Here is a 12,491-nt window from a genome sequence, read left to right as displayed (position 1 = left end):
AAGGGCAGGGAACGCTTTGGGAGCGTCCCCAAATCTGTGTAATCGCAAAGTACAGTCTGCCATCTGGCGGACCTTTCCGACAGACCGGAGCCATGAAAAACCCTTTCTCGTCTCCCTGTTCTTTTGGGGTTAGCGGCTTTTCAATATCTTGTTGTAAAGAGCGATATGCGCGCAGGAAAGGTTTCCGTTTTTGCCGCAGGCAAGAGCAACGGATTTATAAGTATTAGCGGTACCACGCTTCATGGTTGCGTTTCCTATGGCGGAGGAACCGCTGACGCAGGTATTTTTGCTAACGAATTGTGCTTTTGAATTATACGTATAAGCAGTGGCAGATGCGGAAGAGGACGTATCATTGTAGTGGAAAATTCCCATCAACACAGACAGGCGCTATTGTACCCCATATAAATTGGTTTTTGAATGTCTTGAAAAATATAAGCAAAAATCCAAAAATACCTTGACATTATAGTTCTACTAGTGTTATATTTAGAAGCGGGTAGATTTGAGTTTGCATCTCAATTTTTTCCTACAGGTAGGCTGCAGTTGAACCCATGGGTCTGCATGGCGGATACTCTTTCTATAAATTCTACATGGGCTTGGGTAAAACATGTTGCTTTACCTCCAGCTTATGGATAAAAAAAGGGGGGGAGAGATAAATTTTAAAGAAAGGATAATCTGTTCGTAAAAATTTTTGTTTCAGACAGGATTGATAACAGAGGAGGTGCCAAAATGCCTATTAGCGGACTTTCCATTTCAGAAAGAATGTGGAGTTTTTACACATCCAATCAAAGAGGAGATTGTCCAGTTACTTCTTTTGATCAAATAAAAAATTCATCTACCTATGATACAACGAACGCAGAAGACCCCGGCAAGCAGCTTTTGGATGATTATCGCACATGGAAAGCGGAGCAACCGCCACGAAATTTGCCTGATTCAAAAGGTGCCACGGAAGATAATTTGAAGTATTTGCGACAGCACTTTCAAGGTGAACTATCTCTTTTCCAACGTATAGATGCTGTAGATACTATGCGTGAGATGGGTATTATTACAGAGGATCAGATGATGGACGCCTTGTCCTTGGGTGACAGCAAAATGCGCTTTCTGCGTCTCTGCGATGCTGGACTTGTAGATGGAGGTGTAAATTTCGATGCGAAACTGGATAAGTGGACAGACTATTTTTCTATGAGTTCCATTGGCTGGGCGAATAATTTATCAAAAATTTTTGAACTGCTGAATAGCAGTCTACGATTTAGTGGCAAGGTTGATCTAGCTGAAGAGATTCAAAGCGCGTTGAATCAGGTTACAAGTAAAAAAGCTTTTTAGAGGCCCTTGCGACTGTTAAGAAGAAAGCACGGCAAAAGAAAAGCGCTCCACCTGGGGCGCTTTTTTTCATTCCAGGGAGATGGATACCTCCATGCCGTCCCACAAGAAATCCGCCGTGGTGCTGCGCACCACCGGGTTTTCGTTGCTCACCGCCTCATACACGAACAGATTCCCGTCCGGCAGCTCCTGGTACGCATAAACAGTGAACTGCTTGATAATATACCGCTGGCCCCAGGGGCCGTCCTGGCGCTCCACTGTGTTCATGATTTTCCCATCAGGCCCGTCTGTAAGGCACTCCGGGGGCAGCCGCCCCCTGTCCGGCTTTATCAGCTCCACCTGGGGAAGCTGCTCCTGATAGGCTGTGAGGCTGTAGGCTGTGGCGCCCACCACCACCAGGAAATATACCGCCGCAATGCACAGATACACAACCCGGGAGGTTTTTATCCTCTGCTCTTTTTTCATTGGCCCCACATGATGCCTGCCTTTGCTTTTCATGTCCCCGCCTCCTCACGATTTCACGCTGGACAGCGCGATGCCCTCGGTGAGATAATCCTGCCCCAAAAGGAACACCAGCAGCGCCGGAATCAGATAGAACACCGACACCGCGAAGAACATGCCCGGATCCCCTGTCACCACGTTGCCCAGATACACAGACAGCGGGTTGTCATAGGTATTCTTAATGAAAACTACCGCCTGATCCACAATGTTCCAGTTGTCCGCAAACAGCAGCACCACCAGCGCCGCCACCACTGAGCTGAGGTTGGGCCGCACCACATACCAATACGTGCGCCAGGCCCCCGCCCCGTCCAGGGCCGCGGCCTCCATGCACTCCTTGGGGAAGTTCTTGAGCTGCTGGCGAATGAGGAACACCCCCAGCGGATGGAACAGCGCGGGCAAAAGTATGGCCAAGTAAGACTCCCGGATGTTCAGCCACCCTGCCACAATGAAGTTTGGCACCAGCAGAATCTGGGTGGGCATGAGCATGACAATGATATACATAAAGAAAATGGCTTCTTTGTATTTCCATTGTATATTTTCCAGCCCATATGCAGCCAGGGGAGCCAGCACACACTGGCCCAAAAGCACCGGCAGCACCAGCAAAACCGAGTTCCAGAACATCCGCAGATACCCCGGGCTTTCCAGCAAAAGCTGCTGATACTGCTCCAGGGTGAAGCTTTCCGGCAGCAGGCCAAACCGCACAAAGTGGATGCCGTGGGAAGTAAAATCCCCTGCATTAGACTCCATCACCTCTGCCGAATACCGGCTGACAATCTCCGCCCCGCCCATAAAGGAGTTGGCGAAAATGAACACAATGGGGAACACCGCCACAACCGCCGCAATACCGATAATAATATTCGGGAGTATGCGTCTTTTCTGCATGTATATTCCCCCTTACTGGTAGGCGTCGGTGACGCGCTTCTGGGCGTAGAACACCACAAGGAGCACAATGCCGATGACCAAAAACAGGATGTAGGCCGCGCTTGACAGCTTCTGCATGTTCAGGGACAGGAACTGGTTGTTCATATAGTGCTGGAGCATATAAATGTCCGGGCTGGGGTAGGCCCCGTAGAGCATATACACCTCTTTAAACACCTTAAAGCTGTTGACAATGCTCATCAGCAGCACCACAAAGGTGGTGGGCGAAAGGTAAATCCAGGTCACGTTGGTGAACTGCTTCCACTTCCCCGCCCCCTCCAGGGCCATCTGCTCGTAATAGGTCTTAGGGATCCAGTTCAGCCCCGACCAGAAAAGCACAATGTTGTAGCTCACGTTCTTCCATAAAAACACCGCCACCAGCACCCCCATGGCCCAGCCGTTCTGGGACACCGCCTCATGGCTAAAGCCCATCTGCAAAAGGAATTTCTGCACAAGGCCGTTTGCGTCAAACAGCACCTTCCAGAAGTAGACGATCGTGCCAGAGGGCACCACCAAAGGCAGGAGCAGCAGCATAGTGGCAGGCGCCCTCCCCTTTTTCATGCCCTGCAGGCACAAAGACAAAAACAGGGACAAAGCCATGCCCAAAGGCACAGAAAGCCCGATGAAAATGGCAGTGTTCAGGGCCGCAGACTGGAACAAAGAGTTTGCCAGGGTGTCCGAGAAGTTTTGCAGTCCCACAAAGCTCTGGGAACCCATGTTGTCAATCAGCGCGTAATACAGCGAAAACCCAAAGGGGATGGCGTAAAACAGCAGCACCCCCAAAAGGCTTGGCAGCAAAAACAGCCAATAGGCTTTTGTTTTTTTCACAGGCCCGACCACCCTTCTCCGCGCGCCAGCGCGCCTGTGGCAAAGTTTCTAAAAACCCTTTTTGATGTTAGGTTTTTTCGCAGATTTTGCCTGCTTTTCTCTATGATACCACATGCTGCCACCGCAAGTCAACCAGAATATTTCACAGGGATGCCTCCGGCGGGGAAGGGGCTTTGCCCCCTCCACCCCCACAAGCCCTTTTTGAAAAAAGGGCAAACATTCCCTTTGGGAATGTTTTGACCCTAAAACTATATCAGCATTTGTCAAAGCGCTCCTCCAAACCCGCAAAAAGCCCCCTGCGGGAACCATCTCCCGCAGGGGGCTGCAATCGCTTTATTTGCCGGGCTTAAAGCTGTCTTTCAGCTTCACAGAGCGGTTGAATACCGGCGCCCCGGGCTTTGCGTCCTTAGAGTCCACGCAGAAATACCCCTGGCGCATAAACTGGAAGCTTTCCCCGGGCTTTGCGTCCCGCAGGCCCTGCTCCAGCTTGCAGCCCTCCAGCACCTCCAGGGAGGTTTCGCTGAGATAATCCAGGAAGTCCCCCTCCTCCGGGCTTTCCACAGAGAACAGGTTGTCGTAAAGCCGCACCTGGGCTGTCAGGGCTGTTTCCGCGTCCACCCAGTGAAGGGTGGCCCCTTTCACCTTCCGCCCGTCCGCCGGATCGCCTCCCCGGCTGTCCGGGTCAAATTCCCCGTGGATCTCCGTCACGTTCCCCTCATTGTCCGTCTCATAGCCCACGCATTTTACCAGGTAGGCCCCCTTCAGTCGGCACTCCGGCCCGCCGGGATACAGCCGCTTATACTTGGGCACAGGCTCTGTAAGGAAATCCTCCGCCTCAATCCACAGCGTGCGGGAGAAGGACACCTCCCGGGTGCCGTCCTCCGGGCAGTTGGGGTTGTTTTCCACTGTAAGCATTTCAGTTTTGCCCTCGGGGTAGTTTGTGAGTACCAGCTTCACCGGGTGCAGCACCCCCATCACCCGCCGGGCATGCTGGTTCAGATCCTCCCGCAGGCAGTGCTCCAGGAAGGCATACTCCACTGTAGAGTTCACCTTGGAAACCCCGTTGCGCTCGCTGAAATTCCGGATAGCCCGGGGGGTGTAGCCCCGGCGGCGCAGGCCGCAGAGGGTGGGCATCCGGGGGTCGTCCCAGCCGTCCACATAGTTTCCCTCCACCAGCGCCCGCAGCTTCCGCTTGCTCATAACCGTGTTGTTAATGCCTAAGCGGGCGAACTCAATCTGCCGGGGCTTACTGGGCAAAGTGACATTCTCCACCACCCAGTCATAAAAGGGCCGGTGATCCTCAAACTCCAAAGAGCACAAAGAGTGGGTGATGCACTCCATGGCGTCCTCAAAGGGATGGGCATAGTCATACATGGGATAAATGCACCACTTGTCCCCGGTGCGGTGGTGGGCCTTGTGGTTAATGCGGTAAATCACCGGATCCCGCATGTTGAAGTTGCCGGAAGCAAGGTCAATCCTGGCCCGCAGGGTCATCTTCCCGTCCTCAAACTCCCCTGCCCGCATCCGCCGGAAAAGGTCAAGGCTTTCCTCCTTGGGCCTGTCCCTGTAAGGGCTTCTGGCCGGGGTGGTCAAATCCCCCCGCATCTCCCGCATTTCCTCCTGGGTCAGTTCGCACACATAGGCCAGGCCCTTTTCAATCAGCTCCTCCGCCCCTTTGTACATGTCCTCAAAGTAGTCGGAGGCATAATAGAACCTGTCCCCCCAGTCATAGCCCAGCCAGTGGATGTCCTCTTTAATGGCCTCCACATACTCCACGTCCTCCTTGGTGGGATTGGTGTCGTCCATGCGCAGGTTGCACACGCCCCCAAAGCGGTCGGCAGTGCCGAAATCCACATAGATGGCCTTGGCGTGGCCGATGTGCAGGTAGCCGTTAGGCTCCGGGGGAAAACGGGTGTGTACCCGCATCCCCTCTGTGCGCCCCCCAGGGGCCATGTCCTCTTTCACAAAATCGTCAATGAAGTTGGTGGAAACCACCTCGTCCAAATTTTTCGTTTCGCTCATATCCATACCTCTTTACCGTTTTTTGTCCGTCTATGCCCTCAGCTTTAAAAGCCCTGCTTCCAGCCGCCTGAGGGCCTCCTCCCGGCCTAAAAGGGCCAGGATTTCCATAGCCCCGCCGGGGGTCACCAGGGTGCCTGCCGCCGCAATGCGCACAGGCCACAGCAGGGTGCCGTTTTTCACCTCCAGCTTCTGGGCCAGGGAAATCAGCGCTTCGTGTATCGTGTCAAGCTCCCACCCGGGGAGCTGTCGCAGGGCCTCCAGCGCCGCCTCCAGCATCTGGGGGCTGTTTTCCAGGGTTGTCTTGCTTTTCTTGTTCACGAAGAAGTCCACAGGATAGTCAGGCAGCTCCTTGAAGAAGTGCAGCAGCCCCGGAATCTCCTGGAACCTTCCAATGCGGGCCTGCAAAATGCTTTGCAGCACGCCCCAGGGCTTTTCCGCCTCCCCGAAAACCTCCTGGTAGTATGGCATGGCGTTCTGGAGGAACTCCTCCTCCCCCATCTTCTTGATGTACTCCCCGTTGAACCACTGGAGCTTGTCATAGTCAAACACCGCCGGGGATTTGCTGATGCCCTCCACAGAGAAAGCGTCCGTAAGCTCCTCCAAAGAGAAAACCTCCTGGTTGTCCTTAGGCGCCCAGCCTAAAAGGGCGATAAAGTTTGTGATAACCGGGGCCAGATACCCCTCCTCCAGAAGCCCGGCAAAGCTGGTGGAGCCGTGGCGCTTTGAAAGCTTTGAAACAGAGCCGTCCTCATTGCGGCCCATAATCAAGGGCAGGTGTATATAAGCCGGGATTTCCCACCCCAGGGCCTCGTACAGCAGGTTATACTTAGGCGTGGAGGTGAGATACTCGCAGCCCCGCACCACATGGGTAATGCCCATCTGGTGGTCGTCAATGACGTTTGCGAAATTGTAGGTGGGGAAGCCGTCGGCCTTTAAAAGCACCTGATCCTCAATCTCCTTGTTTTCGATGCTGATTTCCCCAAACACAGCGTCCTGGAAGGTGGTGGTGCCTGTGAGGGGCACCTTCTGCCGGATGACATAGGGCGTGCCCGCGTCTAAAAGGCGCTGCACCTCCTCCGGGGGCAAGTCCCGGCAGTGGCGGTCATAGCCGCCGAAAGCGTTCTCCTCTTTCAGGCCCTCCAGCCGCTCCTTGGTGCAGAAGCAGTAATAAGCCTTGCCCTCCTTTACAAGCTGTTCCGCGTAGGGCTTATAAATCCCCAGCCTTTCGCTTTGGACATAGGGGCCGAAGGCCCCGCCCGCGTCCGGGCCTTCGTCGTGCTTTAAACCCACTTTCCGGAGGGTTTCATAAATCACGTCCACCGCGCCTTCCACCAGGCGCTCCTGATCCGTATCCTCTATCCGCAATATAAATTTCCCGCCCTGGCTTTTCGCCACCAGATAGGCGTACAGCGCTGTGCGCAGGTTTCCCACATGCATAAACCCTGTGGGGCTGGGCGCAAATCTTGTCCTTACTGTTTGCATTGCACTTCTCTCCTCAATGTAACTACCGGTTTTGCCTATTCCATAGCGGCGGCCTCTGCAGGCCCCGCTTTTTCTTATCCTCTTATTATAGCAAAAAAATGCTTTTTTGGCAACACGTTTTTGCTTTTTTCCTTTCCCTGCACAAAAAAAGGCCGGCACATCTGCCGGCCTTTCCAAGGCTTGTTGAAAAACAGGAATATGTAAGGCTATACCCGCCGCACAATATGGGCCATGTCCTTTTTAGGACGGTAAGCCTGCCCTTTGTGGGAAGCGCGCCCCTTCCGGACAACCCGCAAAAGCAACATGGCCCCTGCGCCGGAGACAGCGATAATCAGCAGGAAGCCCCCTGCCGCTTCCAAAAAGGAGGCCGGCCGGCGGGACTGGACAGGCGCGGAAAGCTCCTCCACCTGGGTTTCCTCCTGGCGCACCTGCTGGGAATACCGATCCGCCGCGTCAGCCTTCTTTTGGGTGGCGGCGCTGAGCACCATAACCGTCCCCAGCGTTAAGACCAAGGCAACGAGAAAAGCCAGCAAATTCCTGAAAAAACCTCCGCCCATACAAACCGCCCCTTTCAGCATGTTTCATCCAGGCCATACGGCATATGTAGTATCTCCTGGGAGCCGCGGCCCCTATATTTGCAAAAGAATGACAACCATTACAAATTGGTTACATTTTAGCATGTTTTCCTCATATTTTCAACCCCTTTTACCATTGTTAACACTTTGTTCATATCTATTCCCTGCCAAAACCTCCATCAGCCTTCCTTCTTTTCCTCCGCAGGGCTTTCCCCTGCCCCGCCTTTCTCCCTCAGGGACTCCAGCATGTCCCGCAAAAACCGGGGATAAGGCACCCCCATCAGCCCCAGGTTTTCCAAGATGGACAGCCCCTCGTTGGCCATGAAAAAGCAGCACACCGCCGGGCGCACAAAGCCGCCTCCAGGCAGGCTGTCCAGCAGCGTCCCCAAAAACACCAGCAAAAGGATGCCCCCCTTGCGCACAAGGCCCAAAAAGCCCGCGTGGCTTTCCAGGCCGCCCCCTTCTGTTTTTCCTGACCGCCTGAACACCCCGGCCACCACAAGCCCGGTTACGTAATCTGCCGCCATAAAGGCCACCAGCCCCTGCAAAGCGCCGTCCCAGCCGCCCAGGGCCTGTATCACCACCCCGCCTGCTGCCGCCAGCAAAGCCAATATCCTTTTCTGCATACCGCTCCTCCTTTTTTACCTATAAAACCACAAGGCTTCCTTCCCTTTAATACCCCCTGCCCCGGCTTACCGCGCAGCCCCAGAAAACCTCCGGCGGATCCATCTGCCGCCGGGCGTGGTAGGCAATGGCCAGGGCCATAACGCAGTCGTCGTGGGCGCCAGGCTGGGCCTCGGGCCTGCCCTGGGGGGTGCGCACAAAGGAGAGCATTTCCTCCAGGGTGGTTCTGTCGCAAATCCAGCCTGTGTGCTCCCGGACTATCTCCACCAGCTCTGCCAGGATGACGGGCCTTGTGCCCGCTGTGGTGCGGAAGCCCAGGGCCTGCTCCCCCTGGCGCACATACTGCCGGGGATAGCACAGGTTTTCCAGCGTGCGGATGGGATAGCTGGAAAAATTCGCCTCCAGGGCTATGAGGGCTGTGTTGTACCATTTTCCCAGGCAATATACCTGCCGGGCAAACACGTCTTCGTCCATCCGGCCCCGGAGGGTACACACCTGCTGGCCTGTGTCCCCGTCTACCACCTGGGCCACAGAGAAATCGGAGCCTTCCCCAGCCGTATCCCCTCCTATAACGTACCGCTTCCCCTTTTCCGGCAGGGCATACACCCTTGCCGCACCCAGGGCCGAGTCTGCAAACTGGACGCTGCCCTCCTCTATCAGCACCCGGTTCCACATGGGGCTGTAGCTTGTGGAAAAGGTGAAATCCCCCCGGGCCGCAGGCTCTTTCAGGCTTTCCAGCCTTTTGGCAATCCTGCCGGCGGCAAAGACGCTTTGGCTGGACACCCCCCACTCCCCCAGGCAGTATACCTGATAATAATAGGGATCTGTCTCCCGGTAGCCCTCCAGGGTTTCCTTATAGGCCTGGTCTAAAAAGCAGTTGTCCTTATAGGTGGACTTCTGCACCACTGCCCGGGGATCCTGCCGGTCGAAAAACCGGCGCTTCAGCCAGTGCAGGGGGGAGACGGGGTTAAAAGTGAGGGTGATTTGCCTGCCGCCCCCCCTGCCCCGCAGCCGCAGGTCCAACTGGTTGAAGTCCTGCTCCTCAATTTCCGAGGCCTCCTCTATCCAGATATCCGTCAGCTCCCCCTTGGGGAAGGTGACGGACTTCAGCTTTTCCGTATTGTCCAGGCCCTTGAAAATTACGCTGTTGCCGTTTGCGCAGGTAATGCGCATGTCCGAATCCGTCCACTTGAACAGCCCCTCCAGCCCCCACCTGGCTATCACCTGCCGGAACAGGGCATAGGTGGAGTCCCGGTTGGCGGCGGCCACAGCCCGCACCACCAGCAGGTTGCACAGGGGCTTTTCCAGCAGCCGCACCAGCAGCCGCTGGGCCGCAAACACGCTTTTCCCGCTGCCCGCCCCGCCATACAGCACCAGGTAGCGGCAGGCGTCCTCCCGCAGCAGGGGCAGGTACAGGGGGTTAAAGGCGCTTTTCGGAATTTCCACATCCATCTTCATTGCCACCCGATACGGGGTGCGCAGAAAGAGCCATAAAAAAGCTGCCTCCCTGCCCCCGGCGCCGTCCCTTTCCTTCTATTTTTCACCTCAGTCCTCCTCTGTCAGCCGCACCCGGATAATCCCGGAGGGCGCTTCCTGCCGGGGCTTCTCAGAATATCCGAAGCCGTTTTGCAGGATGAAGCGGGCGCTGGGGCCGGAGTCCCGCTTATAGGCCGCCTGGATGTTGGCCTCCTCCACCTGGGAAAGGGCGCGCCGCAGCAGGGCACAGGTGCGGCCCTCCTTCCCCGCCAGCCCTTCCAGCTCCTCCCGGCCCTCCAGCCCCAGGGCCAGGGCCAGCCCCGGCGCTGTGGGCACCTGCCCTGTCTCCTGGCAGCGCTGGAAATACTTGGCGCATTTTTCCCGCGTCTCCCCGGCTTTCAGCCTGTATTTACGCTCCATGGGCCGCCTCCTGCCTTGCCCGCACCCTGGCCCTGCGGGAGAGAGCTTCAGCGCTGCAGCGCTGCTCTAAGTACATCGTGTAAAGCAAGCTGTTTTCCCGCTGCCAGACAAGCTCCTGATCCGCCCTTTCCGGCGGGTTCTTCTTCCGCCTTTCCAAAAGCGCGTGCAGGGCATCCCGCTCCTTTGCCGCCTCCCTTGCCATCCTTTCGTAATCAAACGCCGCCCAGTATCCCATTCTGCTGCATCCTCCCATTCTGCCTGTTTTTGCGTTTTTAGTTGTCATTTTGACAATCTATCTCTTATTATAGCGGCATATCGACATTTTGTCAAGCTTTCCGATTCTGTATTGACAATCCGCCCACCCCACAGTATAATACAGAAAAAAGCAGTCCCCCTCCGGAAAGCGCCCGAACACGAAGAAAGGAGCGGTATCCATGAGCTTCCCCCAAAGACTGAAGGCCGCCCGGCTGGCCGCAGGCCGCAGCCAGCAGGAAATTGCCGACGCCCTGGGCGTGGACAAAACCACCTATTCCGGCTATGAAACAGGCCGCCGCCAGCCAGACCTGTTCCGGCTGCGCCGCCTGTCCCAGGTTTTGGAATACAGCGCCGACCAGCTTCTGGAGCTTGGCCCGGCAGGCGCCCCTTCCCCGGAGGAATGGGAGCGGGTGAAAAAGTACCGGCTGCTGGACGCCCACGGCAGGGAGCTGGTGGACATGGTGCTGGACAAGGAATACAGCCGCATGGCGCAGCCCGGCCCGGCGGAGGAGCCGGACAGCGGGTGGGTGACCTATATCAATTGCTACGACCTGGCGGTTTCCGCAGGCCCCGGGGAGCCTTGGAGCGATGCGGGCTACAAAACCCGGCTGGAGATTCCCGGCTCTCAGGTGCCGGAAAACGCCCATTTCTGCGTGCGGGTAAATGGGGACAGCATGGAGCCTGCCTATAAGGACGGGGACATCGTGTTTGTCCAGCGGGTGGAGGGCTGCGTGCAGGTGGGGGAAACCGGGATTTTCTTCTTAAACGGGGACGGCTATATCAAGCGGCTGGGCCTGGAGGCGCTGGAATCCCTGAACCCCCGGTATGCGCCCATCCCCCTTTGCGAATATGACGATCTGCGCTGCCAGGGCCGGGTGCTGGGAAAGCTGGCCCGCTGAAAGCGCAAGGCTGCCTCCGGCGGCTAAAGAAACTTTTTTGAAAAAAAGTTTCTTTAGAATCTTCAAAAAACTTCCATCATGCCATTCTTTTTTCGCCCGCCCGTTCCCCAATCGGCCTATACAAATGGCCTGTAAAAACAAAAGAGCGCCCTGCTTTTCAGCAGGGCGCTTGTTTATTATTTCTGAAAGAAAGAATAGGAAAAGATAGCCGTGTATTCCCCTTACTCCCCGCCCATGGTTTTCACCAGGACAGCCTTTTGGGCGTGGAGGCGGTTCTCCGCTTCCTCGAAGATATACTGGGCATGGGCCTCAAACACTTCCGCGCTGATTTCCTCGCCCCGGTGGGCGGGCAGGCAGTGCTGCACCATGGCGTCGGGCTTTGCCACAGCCATCAGCCGCTCGTCCACGCAGTATCCCTTAAAGGCGGCCTCCCGCTTCTGGCGCTCCTCCTCCTGGCCCATGGAAGTCCACACGTCTGTCACCACCACGTCCGCGTCCCTGGCGGCAAGGAGGGGATCGTCCGTCAGCTCAAAGCAGCCATACCCGTCGGCAAAGTCCAGGATTTCCTTAGGCGGGCGGTAGCCCTCCGGGCAGGCCACGGAAACCGCCATGCCCACCTTCAGGCCCCCTGCAATCAGGGAGTTCATCATGTTGTTGCCGTCGCCGATAAAGCACAGCTTCAGCCCCTCCAGGGCGCCCTTGAACTCCCGGACAGTCATCAGGTCTGCCAGCACCTGGCAGGGGTGGCAGAAATCTGTCAGGCCGTTTATCACAGGCACGCTGCCATGCTCTGCCAGGGCCTCCACTTCGTCCTGGCCGAAGGTGCGGATCATAATGCCGTCTACATACCGGGAAAGCACCCGGGCCGTATCCTGCACTGGCTCTCCCCGGCCTATCTGGGATCCGTCGGAGCTGAGCACCACCGCGTATCCCCCTAGCTGGTTGATGCCCACCTCAAAGGAAACCCGGGTGCGGGTGGAGGATTTCTCAAAAATCATCCCCAGGCACTTGCCCTTTAAGCGGTGGTGCTCGATGCCATGCTTTGTCTCGTATTTAAGCTGGTCCGCAAGGTTCAGGATTTCCATGATCTCCTGACCGCTCAGATCCAAAAGCTTTAACAAATGCTTCATGGTGATTCCCTCTTTTCGCTGTTTGTTTTTGGTTGGACTGCCGT

13 protein-coding genes are annotated in these 12,491 nt (G+C 56.1%); 2 read left to right on the top strand and 11 right to left on the bottom strand.

Annotated elements, in window-relative coordinates:
* Positions 1–726: 726 nt before the first annotated feature.
* Positions 727–1,320 (top strand): hypothetical protein, encoded by a 594-nt coding sequence (locus tag VSQ30_RS03425; protein WP_334462027.1) that lies wholly within the window; start codon positions 727–729, stop codon positions 1,318–1,320.
* Between the two features lie 66 nt (positions 1,321–1,386).
* Here the strand turns inward: VSQ30_RS03425 and VSQ30_RS03420 are convergent, their stop codons facing one another.
* The 10 genes from VSQ30_RS03420 to VSQ30_RS03375 all read right to left on the bottom strand — a co-directional run bounded on the left by VSQ30_RS03420 (position 1,387) and on the right by VSQ30_RS03375 (position 10,398).
* Complete coding sequence (locus tag VSQ30_RS03420; protein ID WP_334462025.1) at positions 1,387–1,815, bottom strand: hypothetical protein; 429 nt, start codon at positions 1,813–1,815, stop codon at positions 1,387–1,389.
* 12 nt (positions 1,816–1,827) lie between these two features.
* Complete coding sequence (locus VSQ30_RS03415) at positions 1,828–2,700, bottom strand: carbohydrate ABC transporter permease (protein ID WP_334462023.1); 873 nt, start codon at positions 2,698–2,700, stop codon at positions 1,828–1,830.
* Positions 2,701–2,712: 12 nt separating this feature from the next.
* Positions 2,713–3,564 carry a carbohydrate ABC transporter permease gene (locus VSQ30_RS03410; RefSeq protein WP_334462021.1) on the bottom strand — a complete coding sequence of 284 codons (852 nt, stop codon included), beginning with the start codon at positions 3,562–3,564 and terminating at the stop codon, positions 2,713–2,715.
* A gap of 333 nt (positions 3,565–3,897) precedes the next feature.
* On the bottom strand, positions 3,898–5,586 hold the full coding sequence (locus VSQ30_RS03405) for a glutamine--tRNA ligase/YqeY domain fusion protein (protein WP_350339942.1): 1,689 nt from the start codon (positions 5,584–5,586) through the stop codon (positions 3,898–3,900).
* A gap of 30 nt (positions 5,587–5,616) precedes the next feature.
* Positions 5,617–7,068: a glutamate--tRNA ligase gene (gene gltX / locus VSQ30_RS03400; RefSeq protein WP_334462018.1), complete on the bottom strand. Its 1,452-nt coding sequence runs from the start codon at positions 7,066–7,068 to the stop codon at positions 5,617–5,619.
* A 206-nt stretch (positions 7,069–7,274) separates the two neighbouring features.
* On the bottom strand, positions 7,275–7,625 hold the full coding sequence (locus VSQ30_RS03395; protein ID WP_334462016.1) for a hypothetical protein: 351 nt from the start codon (positions 7,623–7,625) through the stop codon (positions 7,275–7,277).
* A 197-nt stretch (positions 7,626–7,822) separates the two neighbouring features.
* A complete protein-coding gene (locus VSQ30_RS03390; RefSeq protein WP_160643867.1) occupies positions 7,823–8,269 on the bottom strand; it encodes a phage holin family protein in 447 nt (148 codons plus the stop codon).
* 46 nt (positions 8,270–8,315) lie between these two features.
* A complete protein-coding gene (locus VSQ30_RS03385) occupies positions 8,316–9,719 on the bottom strand; it encodes a PBSX family phage terminase large subunit (protein WP_334462014.1) in 1,404 nt (467 codons plus the stop codon).
* 93 nt (positions 9,720–9,812) lie between these two features.
* Positions 9,813–10,163 (bottom strand): terminase small subunit, encoded by a 351-nt coding sequence (locus VSQ30_RS03380; protein ID WP_160643863.1) that lies wholly within the window; start codon positions 10,161–10,163, stop codon positions 9,813–9,815.
* Positions 10,153–10,398: a hypothetical protein gene (locus VSQ30_RS03375; protein WP_334462012.1), complete on the bottom strand. Its 246-nt coding sequence runs from the start codon at positions 10,396–10,398 to the stop codon at positions 10,153–10,155. The genes VSQ30_RS03380 and VSQ30_RS03375 overlap by 11 nt, the downstream gene beginning before the upstream one ends.
* A 199-nt stretch (positions 10,399–10,597) precedes the next feature.
* Between VSQ30_RS03375 and VSQ30_RS03370 the strand changes: the two genes are divergently transcribed.
* A complete protein-coding gene (locus tag VSQ30_RS03370; RefSeq protein ID WP_334462008.1) occupies positions 10,598–11,317 on the top strand; it encodes an XRE family transcriptional regulator in 720 nt (239 codons plus the stop codon).
* A gap of 221 nt (positions 11,318–11,538) precedes the next feature.
* Here the strand turns inward: VSQ30_RS03370 and argF are convergent, their stop codons facing one another.
* Entirely contained in the window at positions 11,539–12,447 is a 909-nt protein-coding gene (gene argF, locus VSQ30_RS03365) for an ornithine carbamoyltransferase (RefSeq protein WP_334462007.1), read from the bottom strand.
* Positions 12,448–12,491: the final 44 nt, after the last annotated feature.

The sequence above is a fragment of the Acutalibacter sp. JLR.KK004 genome (assembly GCF_036941085.1).
Taxonomy (GTDB): domain Bacteria; phylum Bacillota; class Clostridia; order Oscillospirales; family Acutalibacteraceae; genus Acutalibacter.
This window is presented reverse-complemented; position numbering and strand designations above follow the sequence as displayed.